Below are 23,976 nucleotides of genomic sequence, written 5' to 3' on the forward strand. Positions count from 1 at the left end.
GTTGGTTCTTCTTGGTCGTTGAACCCTTTACCGGAGACCTCTCTGCATGTCCGGCTTCGACACGCCGTTGATCAACACTTCGAAACAGGCCCTAGGGCCCGGGACGGGAACGGGCGACGGCCAGGGTGAGCGCGGTGACGTGCTCGGCGAGCGCCGCGACCAGCGCGGGCGGATTGCAGACGGTGAAGGGCCAGGGCAGGCCGGTGAGGATGCGCGCCATGGCTGGCAGGTTCTCCGCGCCGCTGACCAGGAGCACGCCGCCGCCGGGATGGGCGTGCAGGTCGCCGAAGGTGGCCGGCAGATGGTCGCGGGCGGTGTCCAGGTCGGTGTCGAGCCATACCTCGGTGCGGTGAGTCCAGGCGCCGAGCGTCAACGTGCGCAGCACGTGGGTGACGGGATCGAACCCCTCGGGCGGGATGAACCGGCCGGGCAGTTCGGCGGCGCCGCTGATTCTGTCCAGGCGGTACATGCGGATGGCGGCGCGCTGATGGTCGTGTCCCACCAGGTACCAGCGGCGCGCGTGCACGACGAGCCCGTACGGGTCCACCTCGCGTGCGCCGCGGGTGTGCTCGATCCGGACGGTGTGCCGCGCGTGAACGGCCGCGGCCAGCATCAGGGCCAGGTGCGGTTCGGGAGTCAGCGGGCCCGCCGTCGCCGAGGTGGCGGCGATCAACGCGGTGACGCGCCGGCGCAGCGGCGCGGGCAGGACGCGGTTGAGTTTCACCAGCGCCCGGTCGGTGGGGCCGGGCTCTCCCGCCTGTCCGTGCTGCTTGCCGGTGGCCAGCGCGACCGCGACGGCGACCGCTTCGTCGTCGGCGAGCATCAGGGGCGGCAGGCGCACGCCGCGGGCCAGCCGGTAGCCGCCGTAGCGTCCGCGGACGGACTCGACGGGGATGTCCATGTCGCGCAGGGCGGTGATGTAGCGGCGGACGGCGCGGGCGTCGACGTCGAGGCGCCGGGCCAGTTCGTCGGCGGGCACCAGGCCGCGCTCTTGCAGGATCTCCAGCAGTGCCAGGACGCGGATGGCGGGACGGGACACGGCCGCGATCTTAATGAGGGCAGAAAGCGTCCACAATCCTCCCTAGCCTTGCGCCGGCAAGAAGTCGATCGAAAGGAGTCGACCCGGTGTCGACCATGGTTCTTGTCGGCGGTTCGTTCCTCGGCGCATGGGCCTGGGAGCGCGTCACGCCGCTGCTAGCTGCGTACGGCCACCAGGTGCATCCGTTGACGCTCACCGGTTTCGGCGACCGCGCGCATCTGGGCTCGTCGGACACGACGCTCACCACGCATGCGCGCGACATCACGGCCGCGATCGAGTACGCAGGGCTGCGCGAGGTGGTGCTCGTGGCGCACTCCTACGGCGGAGCCCCGGCCACGGTCGCCGCCACCACGATCTCCGGACGGATCGCCCGGATGGTCTACCTTGCTGCGATGCTGCCCGAGCCGGGCAAGAGCCTGTTCGACAGCACGCCCGCGCCGGTCGTGGAGGCGATCATGGAAACCGTCCGGGACGGGCGGATCCCGGTGATGAGCGACGAGGTCATCGACGCCAACTTCGGCGATCATGGGCTCACCCCCGAGGACCGGGCCTGGCTGCGGGCACGCGGCGTCGGCCAGCCCGTCGGCACCTACCAGGACCTGGCGCCGGCCGACCTGCGCGCGGCGCAGGGCCTGCCCCGTACCTACATCGCCTGCGCGGGCGACCCGGGCGGCCCCCCGCGCATGCCGGGTATGGAGGTGATCACGCTGGACGCCGGGCACTGGCCGATGATCAGCGAACCGGAGTCGCTGGCCCGGGTGCTGGACAAGGTGGCCCGGTCATGATGCGGCCGTACCGGGTGAACATTCCGCAAGAGGCGCTGGACGACCTGGCCGCCCGGCCGGCCGCGACCCGCTTCACCCGCCGGCTGCCCGGCCAGGGGCTCGGCGTGCCCGCCGACCGCGTCCGGCATCTGGTCGAGTACTGGCGCGACGGCTACGACTGGCGCGCGTGGGAGCGGCGGATCAACGCCCATCCGCAGTTCCTGACCGAGATCGACGGGCTTGACGTGCACTTCCTGCACATCCGTTCGGCCCGGCCGGACGCCTTGCCGCTCATCCTCACCCACGGCTGGCCCATGTCGGTCGTGGAGTTCCTCCCGCTGATCGACCGGCTGAGCGACGCCTTCCACCAGGCCGCCTGCGGGGCCGTCATCGATCCCGCTGGGCCTTGCCTGCTTCGCCGACGACTTCTTCCCCTCCATCCGCCCGCTCGCCGAACGCGACCACAGCGCCATCGTGCACTGGAACACCTACGAAAAAGGCGGGCACCATGCCGCGCAAGAGGAACCCCAACTCCTCGCCGACGACCTCCGCACGTTCTTCACCCTCCGCCGATGACGTCGCCCGCAGGCGTACCGGCCGCGGCACCGGTGGCCTTCACCCGATCGGGAACGCACAGCGCATGCCGACCTCGTTCGTCGCCTTCTACCGGAACATGAACCTGGGCCACCCGAACAGCCCCACCCGTGCGGTGCTCGAAGACGCGCTGCGCACCGCGGGGGCGTCGTCGGCACGGTCGTTCCAGACGAACGGGACGGTCCTGATCGAGATCGGCGACACCTCGCCACGTGAGGTGGTGAACCGGGCGGCGCCGCGGCTGCTGGCGGTCAGCGGCTACGACGACGCCGTGTTCGTGCGTCCTGTCGACCAGCTCGCGGCGATCCTTGAGCGCGACCCCTTCGCCGGCATCGGCGACGAACACATCTATCGCGAGACCTTCACCTTCTTCGACGGCGTTCAGGAGTTCGGCGCCCCGCTGCCCTGGACGAACGACCGAGGCGATGTCCGCATCATCGAGATCTGCGGTGGCGTGGCGTTGGGCGTCATCAAGAGGATCGCAACCCGGGTCGGCAGTCCCACCGCCGAGGTGGAGGCGAGGCTCAAGGTCCCCGCCACCACCCGCACCGCAGGGACGGTCAAGCGCCTGGTCATGCGTTTCGCCTCAGCTACGGCGAGCGACAGTGATCGCCCGGCTGCACGTCACCACGGCCCAAAAATTTCGGAAGTAGACTCCCCGGCGCGGGTTCCGAGATGACGCGCTCTGAACCTCGCAGCCGTCCGGATTTGCTTCCGAGATCACGAGGCGCCATCCGGGCGCCCGCCCCACCCGGCTGCCGCCCGCCTACGATGGCGTCCTCGGCGCGTACGCCGCGGCGCTGGAGCGCGCGCGCTGTCGGACGAGACCCGGCGCACCTACCGCTCCCGGGTGCGCATGTTCCTGTCCTGGCCGGCCGATCACACCGCCACCTGTTTCGCCGGTCCTCTCGCCGATCGGCAGGCGCGGGACTGGGCGGTGCGACTACCGGATGTGGCTGCTGCGCGACGGCCCCGCCAGGCGCAGCGGCGTCCACGTCGACTCCGCCCTCACCTCGCTGGACGACTTCCACGTCCGCCGAGGCTTGGGCAAGGCCGACGTCGCCCGTGGCGCGTCGCCGCCGGTGGAGAAGCGCAGCTCGACGGTGGAGGCTGCTGAGCCGATGGAGCCGTCGGCCTTCTCCAGGCGGGCGTCGGTCCTGACTCAACGGCCGGCCTGACGCGTACGGGCCGGGCGCAGGTGTTCCACGGCGGTGTAGGTGCCGTCGCTGTCGGCGAACACCACACCTGAACACTTCGCTGGACCCAGCGGCACGCAGCGCGACCGGGAGCCGGCCTCGTCGCTCGTGCGGCCCTTGGCGTCTTGACACGGCATCCCAGCGGCGGCCGCGTATGGCAAGATCACCTAGCTGAACGGGCGGACGCGGCAACCACGTCGCGGCCGGCGTCGGGGGAAACCGGAGGAAGTCGGGCGATGCGGGCAAGCAACACAGGGCGGATGCGTAAGGCGCTGGTCGCGGGCGTGGTCGTCGTGTCGGGGCTCGGTGCCGAGCCGGCCATGGCCGGTGCCGCTCCCGCGGTGCCGGATTCGGTGGCCGCGGACCCGGCCTGCTCGGGTGGCGTGCTGAACGCCGTCGCCGACGCCGGTGCGAAGGGCGACGGGCAGGCCGACGACACCGCGAGCCTGCAGCAGGCGATCACCACCGCGTACGCCTCGGGACGCTGCCTCTACCTGCCGGGCGGCCTCTACCGCATCACCGGCGGTCTCGACTGGAGCAAGCCCGCCTCCCTCCTCGGCGACCCCGACACACCCGCCATCTTGCGCAGCACGACCAACGCGGCCCTCGCCGACACCACCTACGCCAACCGGTGGGACCGTACACCCGTACTGGACAACGTGGTGTTCGACGGGCTGCGCCTGGACGTCAACAGCCCCTACAAGACCGGGCCGATCATCCGGCGCAGCGTGTTCGTCAACCGCATGGGCGACGGGGAGACGCCCACCGGGGGCGACGAGCAGCAGACGAGCTCGGCCCAGGTCGCCGTGGCTCTCACCAACGTGGTCGGCGCCAAGGTTCAGGACTCGGTCTTCCTGTCGGACCGGCAGGTGGACGGCGGCGCCCCGCTGTTCACCTACCGCACCCGCGACCTGACGATCAGCGGCAACGTCCTGGGCGCCGACCTGTCCTCGACGGCATGGGTGAGCACCTGGGCCGGCGGACGCTCCTGGTCCCAGGCTCCGGCCGCGCGCCTGGCCGAGGTACGCCGCCGTACCGGCCTGCCCGCCGCCCTCGGCCACATCCAGCGCGGCATCAGCATCAAGGGCGACATCAACGCGACCGTCTCCGGCAACATCGTCAACCGCGACCCGCGCAGCCGCGCCAAGAGCGACCACGGCGTGTACGCCTGGGGCTTCGACGGCCTCAAGATCACCGGCAACTGGCTGCGCGGCTGGCCTCAGGACGCCAGGGGCGGGCTCAAGGTGCGCAACGGCACCGGCGCGACCATCGCCGGCAACCTCTTGGACGGCACCGCGCTGCTGCTCTACACCTACGACGTGACCAACGCCCCCAAGGTCTTCCAGGACGTCGTCGTCTGCGGCAACGTCTACGACGTCCGCATGGTCACGCCGGCCGCCGACCACAGCGGGATCATGTACTGGCGCAACTTCCCCGGTACCGGGGCCGAGCAGGCGATCGCCGTGTTCGGCAACCGCTTCCTCGACCCGCTCGCCGGGACCCCGGGCCGCCCCGACGTCTCCCAGGTCGCCGGGGACGCGGCGGCCTTCACCGCGTCCGACAACACCTACGCCGACGGCCGCGCCGTGCCGGTCGTGGGCATGCGCAACGCCGCCCCCACCGCCGACCAGCGCGCCCGCTGCGCCGGGAGCACCGTCCCGGAGCTCTCCATTCCCGATTACCAGGGATAGGAGCCACCCGATCACCTCTTGCGCCCGATGTCCGGAACCGATCGAAGCAGCCAGTCGAAGCGTGCTGCGGGTCGCCGAGCCGGATGCGGGTGTCGTGGTGACCTGCTCGTCCTCGGGCACCGTTCTCACGGACGGGCAGGCGCAACGATCGGATGCCGAGCTCGGCCGAGGCCGGCTCCGTCCGGGACGTGGGTCCGCCGGCGGCGGGTCGTTTCTCGGACGAGCAGGCGCTGAGGCCGGTGGCGGTGACCGCGGTCAGCTGACCATTGGGGGCAGCGCGACCGACAAGACCGTCCTGGCGAACGCCGTCTCCCGTGAGGTGGAGATGTCGTCGGCGAACGGCGCGAACCCGCAGTCGTCACAGGTGCCCAGCCGGTCGGCGGGCAGGTGGCGGGCGGCCGTCACAGGACGTCGGCAATCGCCTGGTAGGAGCAGCCGAATCGCGGTTGTGCCGGTACGCGCCCAGACTGTCCCGGAAACCGGCCGATGCCGCTTGGCAAGTCGGTGCCTTCGGTCGGGTGGGTAGGTCGCGTCCTCTCCTCGAGCGCTCGCGGCTCGCGCTGATTGAAGTATCAGGCCGATCGGCCTACCCTCAGTACATGCAGCCTGAGAGTAGGCCGATCGGCCGAAAGCGAAACCCCATCATCGAAGAAGCCCGCCGGAGACAGATCATCGACGCCGCCATCGAAACGGTGGCGAGCGTTGGCTATGCGCAAGCATCGCTGTCGCGGATCGCGCAGCACGCACACATCAGCAAGAGCGTGATCTCCTACCACTTCGCCGGCAAGGACGAGCTGCTGGACCAGGTAGTCCAGCAGATCTACGACGACACGTGGGCCTTCATCCAGGCGCGACTCGAAACCGAGACGACCGCAGCCGGCAAGCTCCGGGCCTACATTCAGGCCAACCTCGACTACCTGCGATCGCATCGCTCTCGTGTGCTGGCGGTGGGAGACATCGTCGCCAGCCACCGCGCAGCCGACGGCACGCCGCGCTTCGCGACGACCACCGACGAATCGGTCATCACGCTACTGACCGGCATCCTGCGCCAGGGCCTGGATGACGGCGAGTTCCGGGACTTCGATCCCCAGGTGGTCGCCGTGACCGTCGGCCAGGCCCTCATCGGAGCGCTCAGCCAGTGGGCGCTGGACCCCACCGTCGATCTCACCGCCTATGCCGTCGAGCTGACCACCCTTTTCGACCGTGCCACCCGGAAGTAGGAAAACTTACACATGGGCCTGACCCACAAAGGCGTCAACTACGACGTCGGCACGAACTATCTTCCCGGTGGCGCCCTCTCCCGGGACGTGTGGCGGCCCGATCTGATGCGGCAGGAGATCCGGGCCATCCGTGACCAGCTACACGCCAACTCTGTCGGCATCTACGGCACCGACCTCGACCGGCTCGTCCAGACCGCGACAGTCGCGCTGGAGCACGGGCTGCACGTATGGCTGCAACCCCGGCTGATCGACGCCGGTCCGCGCGAGATGCTGGACCATCTGGCGCGAACGGCCGAAGCCGCCGACCTCCTCAGGAAGGAGTATGAGGCGATCGACCTCAACGTAGGTTGTGAGCTCACCGTCTTCTCCGCGGGCATCATCCCCGGCGCCTCCCACGAGGACAGAAGCGCCAAGCTGGCCTCCCCGCTGTACTGGCCGCTGTTCCCGTGGTTCAACAGGAAGCTGAACCGCCTCCTGGGGAAGGCCGCCGCGGTCGCCAGGTCCGCTTTCGGGGGCCGTATCACCTACGGCTCCGGATTGTGGGAGAGAGTGGACTGGACACCGTTCGACGTCGTGGGCCTGGACTACTACCGCATGCCGTACAACGGTTCCAGGTACGTCAAGAACCTGCGCGGCTTCCACCGGTTCGGTAAGCCTGTGGTCATCGTCGAGTTCGGCTGCGGCGCCTACGACGGCGCCGCGGAGAAGGGCCCCTCCAGCCACGCGATCATCGACCGCGGCGGACCAGCGCCGGTCATCAACGGCTCATGGGCCAGGAACGAGCGTGTCCAGGCCGATCAGATCGCCGAACTGATCGGGATCTACGAGAAGGAAAACGTGCAGGGCGCGTACGTGTTCGAGTTCATCGAGCCGCACCACCCGCACTCCGCCGATCCCCGGCATGATCTCGACATGGCGGGCTACGGCATCGTCAAAGTCATCCAGGACGATGCGGCGGGATCGTATCGCTGGGAGCCGAAAGCAGCCTTCCACCAAGTGGCCCGGCTCTACGGCGGTCAGGCCTGACCACCAGCCCATCGGCCCTCACCGCCGTCGGCGCCGCGCTGGCGGGCGCAACGACGATCACGCCGAGCGACCACAGGAGCATCGCGGCACGCAGCATCGGCAACGCGACCGGGACCGGATGGGCGGGCGGGGCATCGACGAGCAGGGCGGCGAGCAAGTGCGGCAGCGGGCCCAGCGTCGCTCCCGTCACCCCCGTCTCCTCACGCAGTCACGAAGCGCCGCGCGCACCACCCCCGGTGCGCTGGTCACGACTGGAGACCAACAGAAGCCGATCGGCGTCGTCGATGAGGACGACCGCGCTGGGACGCGGAACCGGCCCGACCGACATCCCCTGGGGCGCGGCCATGCTGCGGTTCAAGGGCGGGATGCACGAAAGCTCCTTCAGGGTCGAGACCTGGGCTACCGCGACGAAAACGATCATTCTCCAGGTGTCAGACCTTCGCGCACGCCGACCCGGAGATCACGCCGCCAGTGCGAGTGCGAAACAGCCGGCCGTCCTCTCCGCGCCCGAACGTCGCGATGTGCCGCCGGAGGACGGACACCAGCTCGGGCGGGACGGGGACGGTCCGGGGCTGCTGCACGTCCCTACGCTTCAGACCGCGCTCGTCGCGGGCCCGCCCCGAATCGGTGAAGCGCTCTATCCAGCGGATGCCTCCATCGTGTAGAGGCGGTAGGTGGTCAGGATGTTGAGCCTGTGCAGGTTGCGGCACAGGTGCAGCATCGCGTCCTGGGCCTGGGGCGGCCCGAGGGCGGAGGCGAGCGCCGGGTCGAGGCGTTCGGCCCACGGATCGGTGCAGGTCCGCGTGGTCTCCTCCAAGGTTCGGCCCTGCCGCGTCGCCGTGTGGACCTCCTCGTGGAGCCGTTCGAGGTAGGAGATCAGGGCATCGATGGCCCGGTGGCCGTCGCCGGCGGGGCCGTGGCCGGGCACGATGGTCCGCATCTCGGCCAGCGCCGCCTTCATGGCACGCAGGGTGGCGAGGTACGGCGCGGGTCCGCCCTGCAGCAGCATGTGGGCGATGCCGGCGTGGCACAGCAGGTTGCCGGTCCACGCAGTCCTGACGTCGGGCACGTAGACCACGGTGTCGCCCGGGCCGTTGCCGGGCCCGAAGTGCCACAGCTCAACCGTCCGGCCGCCCAGGTCGACCTCGGCGAAGGAGTCGAAGACGACATCGGGAAGTCGCCAGGTGGTCACCGCGTCGAAGAGGGCCTCGTCGCCGTACATGTTGCCCGATCTGACCTGCTTCTCGAAGCCGAGGTCGGTCATGTTGTCCCGGTTGGCGCGGGAGGAGATGATCACGGTGTCGGCGGGGAAGGCCATGTTCCCGAACGTGTGATCACCGTGGTAGGTCGTGTTGACCAGGTAGCGCAGCGGCCGGTCGGTCAGCTCGGCGGCCAGCGACTGGATCGTGCGCGAGACGCCAGGGGTGATGCCGGCGTCGACCACCAGCGCGGCGTCCCGTCCGGCGATGAGCCCGTTGTTGTCCTTGGGCGCCGGGACGGCCATCAGCGCGTGGACGCCGTCGGCGAGCCGCCTCGGGACGAGCTCCAGACCGACCGGCGACAGGTTGGGCCCGTTGTAGGCCGCGGGCCGCTCGGCGATCTCCCGCTCGGGGATGTGCATGGTCACAGCAGCGTCCCCAACCGCTTGAAGAGCTCGGGAACCTGCTTGCCGAGCTGGGTGCGCACCAGGTGCTCGGCCATCTTCGGCACCCCCTCCAGCTCCAGCCGGAACTCCACCCGGCAGCCGCCGTCGACGTCGCTGACTCGGTACGCCTGGCTCACCCCCGGCTTGGCCTGCGGCGGGGTGTGCAGCGTGAGCGATGCACCCGGCACGTAGCCGGTCACCGTCAGGCCGATCTCGGTGCGGCGGCCCATCACCTTGCGTACCTGCTCGACGTGGACGCCGTCACGCAGCGGCCCGTCCGCCCGCGACTCCAGGACGTCGGCCTGCCATTCGGGGAAACGCGCGGGGTCGGACAGGACGGCGAAGACGGCGGCGGCGGGACGCGCGTACGTCGCGGTGTGGTCGATGGTGATCACGGCCGGCTCCTCAGCAGCTGGGCGGTCAGCGGGTTCAGTTCGATGGGGTCGTCCTCGCCGATGACGACGGTGCCGCCCAGGTTGGTCAGGCGGTCGCCGATGACGGCGTTGGGTTCGAAGGCGAAGGTCATGCCGGGGGCGAGGGGCAGTTCGCCGCCCATCGTGGGCACCTCGAACAGCCGTCCGTAGCGGGCGGCCTCGGGCAGGCGGCGAAGCCCGGCGCCGAACCCGCACACCGGCCCCATGGGGTTGAGCGTGTGCACCAGCGGGTGCACGTTCCAGGCCCCGGCCTCCTCCAGCGGCGCGCGCATGGCCTCGACCAGGTCGCCGAAGGTGTTGCCGGGACGGGCGGCGGCCAGCCCGGCGTCGTAGGCGGCGCGGGCCACCTTGGCGCCCACCTCGATATCGGGATGGACCTCGCCGACGGCGATGGCGACCTGATGCTGGGTCTCCTTCATGCCGAACCGGCAGAACACCTCCGCCATGATCACGTCACCGTCCTCGATGACGCGCGGCGCCTGCGGCCGGTAGGACCAGGCCGGCGGACCCCAGGAGACGAACCCGGGCCCGGAGGAGATCAGCATGTCGGGAGCCGCCAGCCCGCGGCGGAAAGCGGCCGTCATGCCCGCGGCGTACACGTCGGCCTCGCTCGCGCCTGGCCGGGCCGCCTCGACCATCGCCTCGGCCATGGCGTCGCCGGTGGCGGCGGAGTGGCGGACGACGGCCAGCTCCTCTTCCGACTGGCAGATGGTGGCGAACAGGTAGCTGAGCCCGACCGGCTGGAACTCCACGCCGGGCAACTCGGCCAGCACCTGGTTCCACAGGCCGTGCGGCATGATCGGGTTGATGTGGAAGGGCGGGTAGGGGTCCAGACCGAGCACGCCGACCTTCCCGCTCTCCAGGCGGTGCTCGCGCAGGACCTCCACCACCCCGGCCGCGTGCTTGGCGACGCGGATGCGCTCGGGCGGGATCCACAGCTCCTCGCCGCGGCGCAGCGCCTGGATGTGGTCGGCGACCGGCAGGGTCGACCAGGTCAGTTCGATCGGGTCGGCGTCACGGCAGAAGACGACGATCGCGCCGGGGCGGTCGTTGGTGAAGTAGACATCCGGCGCGAAGGGCGCGAGGTCCGCGCACTCGTGCTCGCCGTAGGCGATGAGCGCCTGCACGCCCTCGGCTTCCATGATCTCCCGTGCGAGTGCCCAGCGGCGGTCGCGCTCGGCGAGGGAGTAGGTGGGAACGTTCATGGAGAAGACGCTAGGAACGGCCGCCCTGACGCCGCTTCCGTCATCCTGCTGGAGCCGCCGCGGCTCGCTTAGGTCATCGGGCCCAACGCGGCCAGTTCACCGCGCGAGGAGACGCCCAGCTTGGGGAAGGCTTTGTACAGGTGGTAGGCGACCGTGCGCGGGCTGAGGAACAACTGAGCGCCGATCTCCCGGTTCGACGCGCCGGTGACGGCCAGCCGTACCACTTGGAGCTCTTGCGGGGTGAGCGTGGCCAGCGGGTCGTCGGCCCTGACGCGGCGGGCCGGCGAGGCGCCGGTGGCGCGCAGTTCCGCGGCCGCGCGGGCGGACCACGGGGAGGCGTCCAGCCGGTCGAAGGCCTCCATCGCTGCCTCGAGCTGGATGCGGGCCTCGGCGCGCCGCCGCTGGCGGCGCAACCACTCGCCGTACACCAGGCGGGTCCTGGCCTGGTCGAACGGCTGCTCGTGCCGGCCGTGCACGGCCAGCGCACGCTCGTAGAGGCCCGCGGCCCGCTCGTCGGAGGCCAGCAGGGCTCGTGCCCGATGCAGTACGGCGAGCGGACCGGGTTGCCCGACGCCCTCGGCCCAGGCCGCGTAGCGGCGCAGGACCGGTTCGGCGCGTCGCGGCGTGCCCGCCCTGACGGCCGCCTCGACGTAGTCCGGCCAGGCATACCTCCAGATGAACGCGTACCGCGAGCTGCCCTCCGTCACCCTGTCCAGCCGGTCGAGCACCGCCTTGTTGCGACCCAGCCCGAGGTCGAGGATCACGCGCCCGTACTGGGCCCACGTGCTCGCCGGCAGCCAGGACCTGTCGTCGGCGTGCCGCAGGGCCTCGGCGGTGCACGCGGCCCACTCCTCCTCCATGCCGGCCACCCCGTACAGCCAGGCCTGGACGCCTCCCAGGTAGCCGCGCCAGAACGGCTGGCCGACGTCGGCGGCCAGGTTCAGCCCCTCGGCCACCGTGGCACGCGCCGGCCGGTGACGCCCGTCGATCAGCTGGGCGATGGTGAGGACCGTCATGGCCTGGGGGAGGCGGCCCAGGCGCCCCTGTGCCCGGCACTCCTCGACCAGGGCGGTCGCGCCGGTCAGCATCTCTTCGCGTTCTGCGCGGACGATCGCGTGGTAGGTGATGACCATGCGAACCTCGAACGGCACGGCCGTCAGCTCGCCCATGCCGTCGGGGAAGGCCGGTACGGGGGTGGTGTCCCCTTCCAGGATCATGCGGTAGCCACGGTTGATCGCGCCCACCGCGGCGGCGAGCCCGCCACCGTCGGGGGTCAGCTCCTCGGTGCGACGGGTCAGGGCGATCTGATCGGGGTGGGGCGCGCTGGTCCAGACGTAGAAGCCGGCGAGGCCGAGCAGCGAGAGCATCGTGGAGGGATCCGCCGTCTCGGCGCCTTCCTGCAGCAGCCGGGCGGCCTCGAGCGGCCTGTCGGCCTCGAATGCGAGCTGTGCCCGCACTCGGGCGAGTTCGGCCAGGACCGATCGGTCCAGCGTGGATGAGCCCGCCTGCCGCAGCGCCGCGGCGACCAGCTCGGCCGCCCGCCGGCTCAGCCCCGCCTCGGCGGCCGCCCCGGCGGCGGTCGTCCACCTGCGTACGGCGTGGGCCGGGTCGGCGGACAGCTCGGCCGCCCGCGCGTAGGCTGCCGAGACCGTCGCCTGCCCGCCGCGCTGCCGGGCGCGCAGCGCCAGGCTCTCCAGTTCTCCGGCCACGTCCTCGTCCGGTCGCAGGGTGACGGCCGCCAGGTGCCAGGCGCGCCGGTCGTCGTCGACCGCATGTGCCAGGGCCCGGTGTGCGGTCATCCGGGCGGCGATGTCGCAGGCGAGCAGGACCGCTGTGCGTACCAGTGGGTGACGGAAGACGACACCGGCCGCGCTGACCTGGACCAGTCCGGCTCGCTCCGCCGGCGCGAAGTCCGCCAGCGAGGCGTCGAGCCGTTCGAGTGCGGCGGCGAGAACCTTCAGCTCGCCGCGGTCGTCCAGGGCCGCGGTGAGCAGGCAGGAGCGAGTGGCGGCGGGGAGAGCGGCGATCCGGGTGCGGAAGCCGGCGAGCACCCGGTCCGTCACCGGCTCCACCGGCCCGAGGGAGAAGGCCAGGGGGGTGAAGGCGCCCGCCCGTTGCTCGGGACTGAGCATGCGGGGCAGCTCGATCAGGGCCAGCGGGTTGCCCTGCGCCTCGGCGACGAGTTGGTCGCGGACGGCGAGCGGCAGGTCCGCCGCCTGCTCGGCCAGCAGGTGCCCCGCCGTGTCGGCGTCGAGCTTGTCCAGCCGGAGCTCGGGCAGCCCCCCGCCGGGGAAGGCGCCGCCGTCCTCCCGGGCCGCGAACAGGACGACAACGGGCTCGATGTGCAGGCGGCGCGCGGCGAACACCAGGGCGTCGGCGGATTCGCTGTCCAGCCACTGCGCGTCGTCGACCAGGCAGACCAGGGGTTCCTCCGCGGACAACTCCACGAGGAGGCTGAGTGTCGCCAGGCCGACGAGGAAGCGGTCTCCTCGGGTCGCCTCACCGAGGCCGAGCGCGCCCAGCAACGCCTCCGCCTGCTGCGTGGGCAGCGCGGCGACGCCGTCGAGTACGGGGCGTAACAGCAGATGCAGGGCGGCGAAGGGTAACTCGGCCTCCGACTCGATCCCGGCGACGCGCAGCACGCGCCCGGGCGTCCGCCGGGAGGCGTACTCCAGAAGGGCCGTCTTGCCGATGCCCGCCTCGCCGCGCACCACCAGAGCGCCGCCCGGTCCGTCGAGCATCTGGTCGATCCGGGCCTGTTCCGCCTGACGGCCGTGCAACATGAAGATCCTCAGCAGTCACGGCGCATCCACTCGATCGCCCAGAGGTGCACGACCTTCCCCTGCGCCCAATCCGATCATATGGGCTTTCAGCGGGCATAGTAGGACTGGCCGCTCGGTCATCGTGGAGTGTGACCTGCCGGCACGCCGCCCCGATGCCGCGCGCGAACGCCTCCTCGGGGGCCGGCGCCCACTCCCGCCGCGTGTGCCTGCTGGTACGGGCCGCCTGCGCCTCGTGGGCGAGCGGCACGGCGGCGCGCACGTACGTGCCGGGAAGGCCGCACGGGCGGGACCGGCGGTCGAGTGCCCCATCTTGACACGAGAAGGTGTGAGTGGTTTATTACTCACATGATGACGAGCCGAGCGCGACAGCTGTCCACCGCCGAGGAGCGCCGGGAGACGGTGCTCGCCACCGCCATCGGCGCCTTCGCGGCCCGCGGCTACTGGGGCACGACCACGACGGAGGTGGCCAAGGCGGCGGGCATCTCCCAGGCATATGTCTACCGGCTGTTCCCGAGCAAGGAGTCCCTGTTCGTGGCGGTCGTCGAGCACTGCTTCGTGAAGGTGCGCGGCGCGCTGGAGCAGGCGGTGGCCACCCACGGTGGCGGCTCGGCCGAGACCGTCCTGCACGCGATGGGCGACGCCTACGCGCAGCTGATCAGCGACAACGACCTGATGCTGATCCAGCTGCACGCCCAGGCGGCGGCGGTGTCCGAGCCGGCCGTGCGCGAGGCGGTCCGGCAGGGCTACGCCCGGCTGGTGGAGTACGTGCGCGGCGCCTCCGGCGGCAGCGAGGTCCAGGTCCAGGACTTCTTCGCCCGGGGCATGCTGTGCCACCTGCTGGTGTCCACCGGAGCCGACGAGGTCCAGGCGCCCTGGACGCGGACCCTCTCGGCGGGCATCACGCACTACTGAGCCCTCCCGGGCGATCCGCCCGGGGGCGACGCGGCGGGGCTCGCGCCCCGCCTTCTTTCCCCGCAAAGACTGAGTGGTTAACCACACACTTTTGGAGTCGGAGATGCGCAAGACAGTCACGGGTCCGGCGCTCGCTGCCTTGGCCGCGGCGCAGTTCCTCGTCGTACTCGGCAACTCGATCGTCAACGTGGCACTCCCGCAGATCCGGGACGGCGCCGGTCTTTCCGGCGGCGGCACGACCTGGGTCGTCAACGCCTACGGACTGGCGTTCGGCGCTCTGCTGCTGGCCGGCGGCCGGGCCGCGGACCTGCTGGGCCATCGCAGGCTCCTGGTGGGCGGGCTGGCGGTCTTCGGGACGGCCTCGGCCGTGTCGGGGGTGGCGTCCTCGGCGGGTGTGCTGATCACGGCCCGTGCCGTGCAGGGGATGGGAGCGGCGGCGGTCGCCCCGGCTGCGCTGGCGGTGGTGATGACGTTGTTCCCGCCCGGCCCCGGCCGGGGCCGGGCGCTGGGGGTGTGGGGCGCGGTCTCGGGCGCCGGCGGCGCCGCCGGGGTGCTCCTGGGCGGTCTCCTGGCCCAGGCGTGGGGCTGGCGGGCGCTGTTCTTCGCCGTCACCGCCGGCACTTTCGCGGTGCTGGTCGCCGTCGCGCTCGCCACCCCGCGCGCTCAGCCGCGCCCCGGCGGCCGGTTCGACCCGCTCGGCACTCTCACGATCACTCTGTCCCTGACCGGCCTGGTCTGGGGGCTGAGCACAGCCCGCGCACAAGGCTGGACCGACGGGCGCGTCCTGGGCGCCCTCGCCCTCGCCGCCGTTCTCGGCGCGGTGTTCGTCCTGGTGGAACGCCGTCACCCCGATCCGCTGGTGCCGCCGCGGCTGGTGCGGGGCGGCCGGGTGGCCGCCGGCAACCTGCTGATGGCCCTCTTCGGGTCGGTGTGGCTCGCGCTGTTCTTCTTCCTGCCGCTCTACCAGCAGGAAGTCCTAGGCGAGAGCCCGCTGCTCACCGGTCTGGGCCAGCTTCCGCTCGCCGGCGCCATCATGATCGGCTCAGCTCTGTCCCCCCGGCTCACCGCCCGGCTCGGATCCCGCCGGACGCTGCTGTCCGCCCTGCTTGTGCAGGCCACCGGGACGCTGTGGCTGGCGCGGATCAGCGCCGGAAGCTCCTACCTCGCCGACGTGCTCGGTCCGAGCGTCCTCATCGGGCTCGGTCTCAGCGTCGCCTTCATCCAGCTCACCGACCTGTCCATGGACGGAGTCGCCAAGGAGGACTCCGGAACGGCCGGCGGGTTGGTGAACACCGCCCGCCAGGTCGGCGGCGCGATCGGCCTGGCCGTCCTGGCCACGCTGGCCGGCTCGGTCACCGCAGGCTCCTCCTCACCACAGCTCCAGGCCCTCACCGACGGCTACCGCGCGGCGTTCGCCGCCTCGGCCGCCGTCCTGCTCGCCACGGCCGTCCTGGCCGCCTGTCTGACCCGTTCAACCGAAAGGAATCCCGAAATGCGCACCATCGACGAGACCGCCCCGGTGATCGTCCGCCTGTCCACCACCATCGACGCCCCGATCGAGCGGGTATGGGCACTGCACACCGGCATCGACGCCTGGCCGAGCTGGAACGGCGACATCGACACCGCCACGCTCAGCGGCCCGGTGGAGCCCGGCGGCTCCTTCCGATGGACCACTCACGGCCTGGACATCACCTCCACCGTCTTCGAGGTCGTGCCCCGCGAGCGGATCGTGTGGGGCGGCCCGGCCGGCGGCATCGACGGCGTGCACGTGTGGACGTTCACCGCCGACGGCGACCGCGTCACCGTGCGTACCGAGGAGTCGTGGGCCGGAGCGCCCGTCGAGGCCGCCGCCGAGCAGCTCGGCCAGGCCCTGCACGCCTCGCTCCAATCCTGGCTCGCGGCCCTGAAGACCCGCGCCGAGCAGCCCGCCTGATGACCACCCCCTTCACCGCAGAACACTCCGACCACATCAAGGACGAGGAAATCCCCATGACCATCAAGCCCTACCTGACCGGCCACTACACCCCCGCCGTCGACGAGATCACCGCGACCGGGCTGACCGTCGAGGGCCACCTGCCGCCCGAGCTGAACGGCCGGCTGGTCCGCAACAGCCACAACCCCAAGCCGGGAGTCACCCCCACGCACTGGTTCAAGGGCAGCGGCATGGTCCACGGCATCCGGCTGCGGGACGGCCGGGCCGAGTGGTACCGCAACCGGTGGGTCCGCACCCCCGCACTCGACGGCGCCCCCTACATGACCGAGCACGGCCCGGACATGGCCGCCAGCCCCGCCGGCACCCACGTCATCGAACACGCCGGACGCCTGCTGGCCCTGTGCGAGGCGAACTTCCCGTTCGAGCTGGACGCCGAGTTGGAGACCGTCGGCGTCCACGACTTCGACGGCAAGCTGCGCAGCGCGATGACCGCCCACCCCAAGACCGACCCTGTCACCGGCGAGCTGCACTTCTTCGGCTCCTCGCCGTTCCCGCCCTACCTCCTGTACTACGTCGCCGACGCCGAGGGCCGGATCGTGCACAGCGCCGAGATCCCCGGCGCCACCGCCTCCCTCAAGCACGACTTCGCGATCACCCGCCACCACGTGGTCTTCGTCGAGGGGTCGGTCACCTTCGACCCGACCGAGCACTCCGGCATCCCCTACGGCTGGAGCGACGCCCAGCCCTCCCGCATCGGCGTCATGCCCCGCACCGCCGACGGCGCCGCCAGGATCCGCTGGTTCGACATCGAGCCCGGCAACATGCTGCACGCCGCCAACGCCTACGAGGACGCCCAGGGCCGCATCGTCCTGGAAGGCCCCACCGTCGACCGCGAGGGCTTCCAGCTCTCCTGGAACTGGTGGGTCGGCGCGCCCGGCCGCGGCGCCGAGCCCAACACCCGCTCCTACACCCGCCGCTGGGTCGTCGACCTCGCCCAGGGCAGCGTCGGCGAACAGACGATCGACGACCTCGCCGTCGAGTTCCCCACCCTCAACGAGGACTACCTCGGGACCGAGAACCGCTACACCTACGCCATCTCCTTCCCCGACCAGGACGGCTTCGGCGGCTACGGCGTCGTCAAGTACGACCGCGCCACCGGCGCCCGCCGCGTCCACCAGGCCGGCGACGCCCGCCTGCCCAGCGAGGCCGTCTTCGTCCCCGCCGAAGGCGCCACCGGCGAGGACGACGGCTACCTCCTCACCGTCGTCTCCGACCTCAAGCAGGACGCCTCCCAGCTTCTGGTCCTGGATGCCGCCGGCCTCGACCGGATCGCCACCGTCCACCTGCCCCGCCGCGTCACCGGCGGCATCCACGGCTCCTGGATCCCCGACACCGACCAGTAGCCGGGTCTTCGGCGCGGTCCTCACCGGGCCGCCCCCCCGTTGTGAGACAGGAACCTCCTGATGTCCCTCGACGGACTCCCCATGGCCGCGCACGTGCCCGCCGCCCTTGCCATCCTCGCCGGCCTCGTCACCGACCGGATCGGCGTCGTCAGAGCGTTATGATCTTGTCAGGCACGTTGGCTGGCGTCGCAGGCATGGCCTTGGAGGCGAGGCGCCGGGACCCGTCAGGTCGGCGCCGAACGGCGCTCTTCCGAGGGACGACGCCGGTACGTGCTGGCCCCGCGCACGCCCCTCGCCCGGCTACAGCGAGAGACCACAGCACAACAAAGATCATGCTGTTAGGCGCTCCAAGTAAGGGTCATCATCCGAGGTGACCGGCATTGGGCTAGTTTGGCCGGGATGAGGACATATGAGGATCTGGCGGCAGAGCTGGTGACCGAGCGGCTGCGGTTGCGGCGGTGGGTGCCGTCGGATGCAGAGAAGTTCCGCGGGTTGTGGCTTGAGCGGGACCCGCGAGTGCCGGCGGCCCGGCGGATCGACGCCGAGGGACGGCCGACGGTCGAGGACGTCCGCCGCTGGCTCCTTGACAATCCGCTGGCGGCCGATCCTGGGCTCGGGTTGCTGGCCATAGAGCTGCGCGACACCGGCGAGTTCATCGGGTATTGCGGATTGACCGTCGGCCAGGGATCGTTCGACGAACCTGAGATCGCGTACGAGCTGGCCCGACGAGCCCAGGGCCATGGTTATGCGACAGAAGCCGCCCGTGCGGTCTTGGAAGCCGCGATTCGAACAGGGCGTCGCCGCCTCTGGGCCACTGTGCGGGAGTGGAACATACCCTCGTTCCGCATCCTTGAGAAGCTCGGCTTCCACCGAAGCGACCGCATTGACGAGGACGTCGAACACGGTGACTCGATCTGGATGACGCGCGTACTCGACCCCGGATAGAGACGCGGGCATCAGCTGTCATCGCGCGAAGGCGAGCGCCGGACTCATCCCCGAACGCCCGGACCGATACTCGCGGTCGGGCACCGCAGCCGTCACCCGCTGTGGCCTGCGGCCCCGCCGACCGGCTGCCGATAGAGGCCGTCCGCTGCCGCTGCATCGCCGAGTGGACCGCGGTCAAACGCCGGTGGGGCCTGACCGTGGACGAGCGGGAGAAGCAGGAGCCGACCTCCGTCGCCGCCCGGTGCCCGAACGCGCCGCTGCCCGCTGACCTCCCGCTGCTTCACCACCGTCTCCCCGCACTCCCGGGGCCGCTGCTCACACCTGCGCGCCCGAGGCTTGGCCGGGTCAGGTGGCGTCCACGTCCGTGGTGGCGAGGGCGGCGTAGACGTCGGGGCGGGTGCGGCGCAGGCGCAGGCCGAGGAAGCCGACGGCGGCGTACGTGGCCCGGGGCACGGTGTGGTCGGGGCGGCGGGCCTCGTCGCGGTGGATGGCGGTGGCCTCGAAGCCGATGAACGCGGCGACGGCGAGGCCGAGGGGGCCGCTCATGCTGGAGGTGAAGACGTTCGCGGGAGTGAAGGAGTCGAGCGTCAGGCCGTTCGCGCCGCCTTGGGGCAGGACGGCGACGGCCGGCAGGAGCAGGATGGCGGTCTCGGCGATGAGCAGGGCGGCCAGCACTGTGGCGCCGAGGTCGATCGACCGGTAGCCGAGGAACCGGACCAGGACGATCCCGGCGAAGGCGTACACGCTCCAGGGCAGCTCGACGCCGAGCAGGGTGCCGAAGGTGGTGGCGGCGAAGAAGCCGAAGGCGCCGTACATGCCGATCTGCAGGGCGTTGTAGGAGAACACGGCGAGCAGCGCCGCGCCGAGACCCGCCGGCCGCCCCATTCCCTGGGCGATGTAGGAGTAGAAGGCGCCGGCGTTGCGGATGTACGGCGTCATCGCGGTGAAGCCGATCGCGAACAGGCAGAGGACCACGCCGACGGCCAGGTAGGCGACGGGGGCTCCGATGCCGCCGAGCACGAGGGCCAGCGGGGCGACTCCGGCCATCACCGTCAGCGGCGCGGCCGCCGCCACGACGAAGAAGACGATGTCGGCGACGCCGAGAGTGCCGCGCTGCAGGTGAGGGGCGCTGGACGATCCTGAGGCGGATCCCGGGGGAGTGGCGGGGACGACAGGCTCGGTCATGGGGGGTCCGAGGGGGGTGGGAGGTCCTCGCTGGGACGGTGGCAGTGGGGCGCCCTGAGGGCGGACGGAGAGAAGAGCGCTCGCCGGGACGGTGAGGGAGGGGCGGGCCTGGTCAGCGACGACGGTAGGTGGAACGGGCCTGGTCAGCGACGCGGGTGGGTGGGGCGGCCGGCGAGCCAGGTGCCGAGGACAGGCAGGGAGAACAGGTCGCGGGCCGGGATCTCGACGGGGTCGGCGGCGGTGCTGTCGCGTACGGCAGGCGTCACACGCCCTTCGCGAGTGCGAGCCTTCCTGGGGAATGTCCAGGTCGATCAGCTGGCCGCCGCCGGCGCGGCGGACCGTGGCGGGCGGTCAGGTCAGCAGGCCGCGCTGGAAGGCGACGGCCACCGCGGCGGCCCGGTCGTTGACTCCGAGTTTGGCGTAGATGTGCAGCACGTGCGTCTTGACCGTCGCCTCGCTGATGAACAGCTGGGCGGCGGCCTCCCGGTTGGTCGTGCCCTGCGCGATCAGCCGCAGGATCTCCAGCTCCCTGGCGCTGAGCGGATCGGCGACCGGCGCGCGGATCTGTCCGATCAGCCGCGTGGCGACCGACGGCGAGAGCACCGACTCGCCGCGGGCGGCCGCCTCGACCGCGCGGATCAGCTCGTCGCGGTGCGCGTCCTTGAGCAGGTAGCCGGTCGCTCCGGCCTCGATGGCCGGCACGACGTCGCGGTCGGTGTCGTAGGTGGTCAGGACGAGGACGCGGGCCGTGCTGCCGGTCCGTGCCAGTTCCCTGATGGCGCTGACGCCGTCCATGCGGGGCATCCGCAGGTCCATCAGGATCACGTCCGGCCGCAGGGCGAGGGCGAGCTTGACCGCCTGGCCGCCGTCGCCCGCCTCGCCGAGCACCTCGAAGCGGTCGTCGCCGGTGAACATGCCCCGGATGCCGTCGCGCAGGATCGGGTGGTCGTCCACGATCAGCAGCCGGATCGGCGTGCTCACGCGTCCTCCCTGGCGACCGCCGGGACGGTGGCCGAGATCGCGGTGCCGCCGCCGGGCTCCGACTCGATCTCCAGGCTGCCGGCCAGCCGCGCCACCCGCTTGCGCATCGACGTCAGGCCGAAACCGCCGCCGTCGCCGGCCCGGTCGAGGGCGAAGCCGACACCGTCGTCCCGGACGTCCAAGGTGACCACATCTTCCATGTAGGACAAGGTAAGGCCGACCCGGCGGGCCCCGGCATGCTTGGCCACGTTCGCGAGCGCTTCCTGGGCGATCCGCAGCAAGGTCTGCTCGACTTCCGGGTGCAGCGGTCGTGCCGTGCCTGTCGTGATCATCTCCCCCGGCACGGCATGCAGCCCCGACCAGCCGGCGACCACGTCGGCGAGAGCCTCGGGCAGCGGAGCCGTCTCCAGCTGGCCCGGCCCGATGGCGTGCACCGAGCGCCGGGCCTCGGCCAGGCTGTCGCGAGCCAGCCGGGCGGCGGTGTCGAGGTGCCCGCGCCACCGCGCGCCGGTCTCCCCGGCCTGCGTCGCCGCCTGGATCTGGGCGATGATCCCGGTGAGCCCCTGGGCGAGGGTGTCGTGGATCTCCTGCGCCATGCGCTGGCGCTCGTCCAGCACGCCGGCCTCGCGGGCCTGGAGGAGGAGCTGGGTGTGCAGGACGGCGTTCTCCCGCATCGCCTCTTCGAGCTGGGCGACCATGCGCTTGCGTTCGGTGCTGCGGGCCGTGGTGACCTCGCCGACGAGGCTGAACAGGGCGACCAGCGAGGTGATCGCGGCGACGAAGAACAGGTGGGTGAGGATCGCGGGGAGCGTCGGGGCGGGCAGGCCGCCGGTGAAGCCGGTCACGCTGATCGTGGCGGTCGCGGCGACCCCGGCGAAGCGCCACTTGCCGCTCAGCAGGTGCCAGGAGGCCAGGTAGCCGGTGAAGGCGAAGAATCCGGCGAACCAGATCCCCTGGCCGCACAACACTCCGATCAGGACGATCAGCCCGGTGACGTACAGCGCGTGGTGCCGGCTGCGGCCCAGCAGGGCGATCCAGGCCGCCGTGACGGCGGCGACGCCGAGCATCAGCAGATGCTCGGCGAGCGACCGTCCGTCGGTCAGCCAGGCGAGGGCGACCGAGACCACGAGCAGGAGGTACGGGACGACGGCCTGGAGCCGTTCGAGGCGGGCCTCCTGCAGGTCGAGCGAGGTCACGTTACTCCCAGCGGAAGAGCTTGGCGGCGGCGACGCTGATGACCACCGCGTATCCCGCCATGATGACCAGCGACAACGAGTTCGGGAAACCGCCCGCCCAGACCTCCTGCAGAGCCTGACGGAAGGCGCCGAGCGGGGTATATGTGCCGATTTGGGCAAGAATAGCGGGCATCTGGGTGGGCGGCTGGATCAGCCCGGCCAGGTAGGCCATCGGGAAGTAGAGCAGCACGCCGATCCCGTTGGCCGCCCGGCCGTTCGGCGCCAGCGCGGCGATCAGCAGGCCGATCGCGAACATCGCGCCGGTGCCGAGCAGGAAGGCCAGCGTGACGGCGGCGGGCGCGCCGGGCAGCCGCGCGCCGAGCAACGTGCCGGCCACCACGAGCAGCAACCCGCAGGCGGCGACCGCCAGGACGAGTTGCAGGATGAGCTGCACCGCCAGCAGCCGCGCGGGCGGCACCGGCGTGGTGGACAACCGGCGCAGGATGCCGCGCTCACGGTAGGTCGCCAGGGTGGTCGGCACCAGGTACAACCCGACGAGGCCGACCGCGATGGACAGGGCCATGGGCACCACCACCGTGTCGCCGGCAGAGACCGAGCTTCCGAAGACCACCAGGATGAACAGCGGGATGAGCAGGGCGAACACCGATCCGGGTTCGCGGACGAGCAACTTGATCTCGACGGTGGTGAGCTTGGCGAGCGCGCTCATCTTCGGGCCTTTCAGGAAGGAGGGGAGGAGTCAGGAGAAGGTGCGGCCGGTGAGGGCGAGGAAGGCGTCATCCAGCGTGCGCTTGTCGATACGCAGGCCCGAGACGAGCAGGTCGTGCCGGGCGAGCTGCGAGGTGACCGCGCTGGCGAAGTCCCCGCGGCCGGTGACGACCGCCGTTGCCCCGACCACCTCGACCGAGGTGACCCCGGGCAGGCCGCCCAGCAGCGCCGGCAGCTCCGCCGCGGTCCCGTCCAGCAGCGTGAAGCGCATCTCGTGCTCGGCCCCCACCAGGCCGGCGGGCGTGTCGAGCGCGACCACCCGTCCCCGGTCGACGACCGCCACCCGGTCGCACAGCTCTTCGACCTCGTCCATGAAGTGGCTGACCAGCACGACGGTCACCCCGCCGTCCCGCACCTGCTTGATCAGCTCCCAGGTGGCCCGCCGCGCCTGCGGGTCGAGCCCGGTGGTCAGCTCGTCGAGGAAGGCCACCCGGGGATTGCCCACCAGGGCCAGCGCGATGAACAGCCGCTGCTTCTGGCCGCCGGACAGCTTGCCGAAGCGGGCGTTGCGCTTGTCCTTCAATCCCCACTGATCGAGCAGCTCGCGCCAGTCGCGCGGGTTGCCGTAGAAGGAGGCGTACAGGTCCAGCGCCTCCCACACCTTGATGTTCTCCGGCAACTGGGTGTGCTGGAGCTGCACCCCGATCTGCCGCCGGAGTTCACCGCCCGCGGTGAGCGGGTCGAGCCCGAGGACGCTGATCCGGCCGCCGTCGGCCCGGCGCAGGCCCTCCACGCACTCCACCGTCGTGGTCTTGCCGGCGCCGTTCGGGCCGAGGATGCCGAAGATCTCCCCGGCCTCCACCGAGAAGGTGACGCCCTCCAGGACCGACTGGCTTCCGTACTTCTTGACCAGGTCTGCGACTTCGATGACTGCCATGGCACAAGCATCGCCTCGCGGCCCCGGCCGGCGGATCGTCCCGGCAGCTACCGTTGGCCGCGGATGCGGCTGATCGCCTGATCCACCGAACGGTGGATGGCGGACCCGGCAGAACACTGTCAAGAAGCTGCACGCGCTCGGAGGTCGACGGTCGGAAACCCCCAGAAGGGCTCGTTCCGCCC

General features: G+C 71.3%; 24 protein-coding genes. 11 read left to right on the forward strand and 13 right to left on the reverse strand.

Annotated features, from left to right (window positions below; translation table 11 throughout):
- Positions 1-91: 91 nt before the first annotated feature.
- Entirely contained in the window at positions 92-1,039 is a 948-nt protein-coding gene (locus tag ACIBQ8_RS48105; RefSeq protein ID WP_397195534.1) for a helix-turn-helix transcriptional regulator, read from the reverse strand.
- A gap of 95 nt (positions 1,040-1,134) precedes the next feature.
- Here ACIBQ8_RS48105 and ACIBQ8_RS48110 point away from each other — a divergent pair, with 95 nt between their 5' ends.
- The 5 genes from ACIBQ8_RS48110 to ACIBQ8_RS48130 all read left to right on the forward strand — a co-directional run bounded on the left by ACIBQ8_RS48110 (position 1,135) and on the right by ACIBQ8_RS48130 (position 5,284).
- Positions 1,135-1,824, forward strand: coding sequence for an alpha/beta fold hydrolase (locus ACIBQ8_RS48110; protein ID WP_397195593.1), 690 nt, complete (start codon positions 1,135-1,137; stop codon positions 1,822-1,824).
- Complete coding sequence (locus ACIBQ8_RS48115; protein ID WP_397169263.1) at positions 1,821-2,480, forward strand: epoxide hydrolase N-terminal domain-containing protein; 660 nt, start codon at positions 1,821-1,823, stop codon at positions 2,478-2,480. The genes ACIBQ8_RS48110 and ACIBQ8_RS48115 overlap by 4 nt, the downstream gene beginning before the upstream one ends.
- The gene (locus ACIBQ8_RS48120; RefSeq protein ID WP_397195535.1) at positions 2,444-3,076 is read left to right on the forward strand and encodes a DUF1697 domain-containing protein; all 633 of its coding nucleotides are present in this window, start codon (positions 2,444-2,446) and stop codon (positions 3,074-3,076) included. Before ACIBQ8_RS48115 ends, ACIBQ8_RS48120 begins: the two co-directional genes overlap by 37 nt.
- 271 nt (positions 3,077-3,347) lie before the next feature.
- A complete protein-coding gene (locus ACIBQ8_RS48125) occupies positions 3,348-3,575 on the forward strand; it encodes a hypothetical protein (RefSeq protein ID WP_397195536.1) in 228 nt (75 codons plus the stop codon).
- A gap of 278 nt (positions 3,576-3,853) precedes the next feature.
- Positions 3,854-5,284: a glycosyl hydrolase family 28-related protein gene (locus ACIBQ8_RS48130; RefSeq protein ID WP_397195537.1), complete on the forward strand. Its 1,431-nt coding sequence runs from the start codon at positions 3,854-3,856 to the stop codon at positions 5,282-5,284.
- Positions 5,285-5,539: 255 nt separating this feature from the next.
- On the opposite strand, the gene ACIBQ8_RS48135 is transcribed toward ACIBQ8_RS48130, so the two are convergent.
- Positions 5,540-5,689, reverse strand: coding sequence for a hypothetical protein (locus tag ACIBQ8_RS48135; protein ID WP_397195538.1), 150 nt, complete (start codon positions 5,687-5,689; stop codon positions 5,540-5,542).
- Positions 5,690-5,883: 194 nt separating this feature from the next.
- Here ACIBQ8_RS48135 and ACIBQ8_RS48140 point away from each other — a divergent pair, with 194 nt between their 5' ends.
- Complete coding sequence (locus ACIBQ8_RS48140) at positions 5,884-6,504, forward strand: TetR/AcrR family transcriptional regulator (RefSeq protein ID WP_397169254.1); 621 nt, start codon at positions 5,884-5,886, stop codon at positions 6,502-6,504.
- 12 nt (positions 6,505-6,516) lie between these two features.
- Positions 6,517-7,530 carry a hypothetical protein gene (locus tag ACIBQ8_RS48145; RefSeq protein ID WP_397195539.1) on the forward strand — a complete coding sequence of 338 codons (1,014 nt, stop codon included), beginning with the start codon at positions 6,517-6,519 and terminating at the stop codon, positions 7,528-7,530.
- A gap of 208 nt (positions 7,531-7,738) precedes the next feature.
- Here ACIBQ8_RS48145 and ACIBQ8_RS48150 read toward each other — a convergent pair whose 3' ends face one another.
- The 5 genes from ACIBQ8_RS48150 to ACIBQ8_RS48170 form a co-directional block, all read right to left on the reverse strand.
- Positions 7,739-7,951 (reverse strand): hypothetical protein, encoded by a 213-nt coding sequence (locus ACIBQ8_RS48150; protein WP_397195540.1) that lies wholly within the window; start codon positions 7,949-7,951, stop codon positions 7,739-7,741.
- Positions 7,952-8,167: 216 nt separating this feature from the next.
- Positions 8,168-9,151 carry an MBL fold metallo-hydrolase gene (locus ACIBQ8_RS48155; protein ID WP_397169429.1) on the reverse strand — a complete coding sequence of 328 codons (984 nt, stop codon included), beginning with the start codon at positions 9,149-9,151 and terminating at the stop codon, positions 8,168-8,170.
- A 2-nt stretch (positions 9,152-9,153) separates the two neighbouring features.
- Positions 9,154-9,570, reverse strand: a complete 417-nt coding sequence (locus tag ACIBQ8_RS48160) for an SRPBCC family protein (protein WP_397195541.1) — start codon at positions 9,568-9,570, stop codon at positions 9,154-9,156.
- Complete coding sequence (locus ACIBQ8_RS48165) at positions 9,567-10,814, reverse strand: M24 family metallopeptidase (protein ID WP_397195542.1); 1,248 nt, start codon at positions 10,812-10,814, stop codon at positions 9,567-9,569. The genes ACIBQ8_RS48160 and ACIBQ8_RS48165 overlap by 4 nt, the downstream gene beginning before the upstream one ends.
- 68 nt (positions 10,815-10,882) lie before the next feature.
- On the reverse strand, positions 10,883-13,597 hold the full coding sequence (locus tag ACIBQ8_RS48170) for a LuxR C-terminal-related transcriptional regulator (RefSeq protein WP_397169246.1): 2,715 nt from the start codon (positions 13,595-13,597) through the stop codon (positions 10,883-10,885).
- Between the two features lie 345 nt (positions 13,598-13,942).
- Between ACIBQ8_RS48170 and ACIBQ8_RS48175 the strand changes: the two genes are divergently transcribed.
- From ACIBQ8_RS48175 to ACIBQ8_RS48190, 4 genes are all read left to right on the forward strand, one after another.
- Positions 13,943-14,509: a TetR/AcrR family transcriptional regulator gene (locus ACIBQ8_RS48175; protein ID WP_397169245.1), complete on the forward strand. Its 567-nt coding sequence runs from the start codon at positions 13,943-13,945 to the stop codon at positions 14,507-14,509.
- Between the two features lie 103 nt (positions 14,510-14,612).
- Complete coding sequence (locus ACIBQ8_RS48180) at positions 14,613-16,442, forward strand: MFS transporter (RefSeq protein ID WP_397195543.1); 1,830 nt, start codon at positions 14,613-14,615, stop codon at positions 16,440-16,442.
- On the forward strand, positions 16,442-17,845 hold the full coding sequence (locus tag ACIBQ8_RS48185; protein ID WP_397195544.1) for a carotenoid oxygenase family protein: 1,404 nt from the start codon (positions 16,442-16,444) through the stop codon (positions 17,843-17,845). The genes ACIBQ8_RS48180 and ACIBQ8_RS48185 overlap by 1 nt, the downstream gene beginning before the upstream one ends.
- A 399-nt stretch (positions 17,846-18,244) precedes the next feature.
- Positions 18,245-18,790 carry a GNAT family N-acetyltransferase gene (locus ACIBQ8_RS48190; protein WP_397195545.1) on the forward strand — a complete coding sequence of 182 codons (546 nt, stop codon included), beginning with the start codon at positions 18,245-18,247 and terminating at the stop codon, positions 18,788-18,790.
- Positions 18,791-19,135: 345 nt separating this feature from the next.
- Here the strand turns inward: ACIBQ8_RS48190 and ACIBQ8_RS48195 are convergent, their stop codons facing one another.
- From ACIBQ8_RS48195 to ACIBQ8_RS48220, 6 genes are all read right to left on the reverse strand, one after another.
- Entirely contained in the window at positions 19,136-19,975 is an 840-nt protein-coding gene (locus tag ACIBQ8_RS48195; protein ID WP_397195546.1) for an APC family permease, read from the reverse strand.
- 143 nt (positions 19,976-20,118) lie between these two features.
- Positions 20,119-20,241 (reverse strand): hypothetical protein, encoded by a 123-nt coding sequence (locus ACIBQ8_RS48200; RefSeq protein WP_397169236.1) that lies wholly within the window; start codon positions 20,239-20,241, stop codon positions 20,119-20,121.
- An 85-nt stretch (positions 20,242-20,326) separates the two neighbouring features.
- Positions 20,327-20,956 carry a response regulator gene (locus ACIBQ8_RS48205; RefSeq protein WP_397169234.1) on the reverse strand — a complete coding sequence of 210 codons (630 nt, stop codon included), beginning with the start codon at positions 20,954-20,956 and terminating at the stop codon, positions 20,327-20,329.
- Positions 20,953-22,152, reverse strand: a complete 1,200-nt coding sequence (locus ACIBQ8_RS48210; RefSeq protein WP_397195547.1) for a sensor histidine kinase — start codon at positions 22,150-22,152, stop codon at positions 20,953-20,955. The genes ACIBQ8_RS48205 and ACIBQ8_RS48210 overlap by 4 nt, the downstream gene beginning before the upstream one ends.
- Before the next feature lies 1 nt (position 22,153).
- Positions 22,154-22,858, reverse strand: a complete 705-nt coding sequence (locus ACIBQ8_RS48215) for an ABC transporter permease (protein ID WP_397169231.1) — start codon at positions 22,856-22,858, stop codon at positions 22,154-22,156.
- Positions 22,859-22,888: 30 nt separating this feature from the next.
- Positions 22,889-23,794: an ABC transporter ATP-binding protein gene (locus ACIBQ8_RS48220; protein WP_397169229.1), complete on the reverse strand. Its 906-nt coding sequence runs from the start codon at positions 23,792-23,794 to the stop codon at positions 22,889-22,891.
- Between the last annotated feature and the right edge of the window lie 182 nt (positions 23,795-23,976).

The sequence above is a fragment of the Nonomuraea sp. NPDC049646 genome (assembly GCF_044465525.1).
Taxonomy (GTDB): Bacteria; Actinomycetota; Actinomycetes; order Streptosporangiales; family Streptosporangiaceae; genus Nonomuraea.

What these genes read in the sequence shown, in the direction of transcription:
- ACIBQ8_RS48110 (WP_397195593.1), top strand. Translation starts at nt 1,135, where the DNA reads ATGGTTCTTGTCGGCGGTTCGTTCCTCGGCGCATGGGCCTGGGAGCGC.
- ACIBQ8_RS48115 (WP_397169263.1), top strand. Translation starts at nt 1,821, where the DNA reads ATGATGCGGCCGTACCGGGTGAACATTCCGCAAGAGGCGCTGGACGAC.
- ACIBQ8_RS48120 (WP_397195535.1), top strand. Translation starts at nt 2,444, where the DNA reads ATGCCGACCTCGTTCGTCGCCTTCTACCGGAACATGAACCTGGGCCAC.
- ACIBQ8_RS48125 (WP_397195536.1), top strand. Translation starts at nt 3,348, where the DNA reads ATGTGGCTGCTGCGCGACGGCCCCGCCAGGCGCAGCGGCGTCCACGTC.
- ACIBQ8_RS48130 (WP_397195537.1), top strand. Translation starts at nt 3,854, where the DNA reads ATGCGTAAGGCGCTGGTCGCGGGCGTGGTCGTCGTGTCGGGGCTCGGT.
- ACIBQ8_RS48140 (WP_397169254.1), top strand. Translation starts at nt 5,884, where the DNA reads ATGCAGCCTGAGAGTAGGCCGATCGGCCGAAAGCGAAACCCCATCATC.
- ACIBQ8_RS48145 (WP_397195539.1), top strand. Translation starts at nt 6,517, where the DNA reads ATGGGCCTGACCCACAAAGGCGTCAACTACGACGTCGGCACGAACTAT.
- ACIBQ8_RS48150 (WP_397195540.1), bottom strand. Translation starts at nt 7,951, where the DNA reads ATGATCGTTTTCGTCGCGGTAGCCCAGGTCTCGACCCTGAAGGAGCTT.
- ACIBQ8_RS48155 (WP_397169429.1), bottom strand. Translation starts at nt 9,151, where the DNA reads ATGCACATCCCCGAGCGGGAGATCGCCGAGCGGCCCGCGGCCTACAAC.
- ACIBQ8_RS48165 (WP_397195542.1), bottom strand. Translation starts at nt 10,814, where the DNA reads ATGAACGTTCCCACCTACTCCCTCGCCGAGCGCGACCGCCGCTGGGCA.
- ACIBQ8_RS48170 (WP_397169246.1), bottom strand. Translation starts at nt 13,597, where the DNA reads ATGTTGCACGGCCGTCAGGCGGAACAGGCCCGGATCGACCAGATGCTC.
- ACIBQ8_RS48175 (WP_397169245.1), top strand. Translation starts at nt 13,943, where the DNA reads ATGATGACGAGCCGAGCGCGACAGCTGTCCACCGCCGAGGAGCGCCGG.
- ACIBQ8_RS48180 (WP_397195543.1), top strand. Translation starts at nt 14,613, where the DNA reads ATGCGCAAGACAGTCACGGGTCCGGCGCTCGCTGCCTTGGCCGCGGCG.
- ACIBQ8_RS48185 (WP_397195544.1), top strand. Translation starts at nt 16,442, where the DNA reads ATGACCACCCCCTTCACCGCAGAACACTCCGACCACATCAAGGACGAG.
- ACIBQ8_RS48190 (WP_397195545.1), top strand. Translation starts at nt 18,245, where the DNA reads ATGAGGACATATGAGGATCTGGCGGCAGAGCTGGTGACCGAGCGGCTG.
- ACIBQ8_RS48195 (WP_397195546.1), bottom strand. Translation starts at nt 19,975, where the DNA reads ATGACCGAGCCTGTCGTCCCCGCCACTCCCCCGGGATCCGCCTCAGGA.
- ACIBQ8_RS48215 (WP_397169231.1), bottom strand. Translation starts at nt 22,858, where the DNA reads ATGAGCGCGCTCGCCAAGCTCACCACCGTCGAGATCAAGTTGCTCGTC.
- ACIBQ8_RS48220 (WP_397169229.1), bottom strand. Translation starts at nt 23,794, where the DNA reads ATGGCAGTCATCGAAGTCGCAGACCTGGTCAAGAAGTACGGAAGCCAG.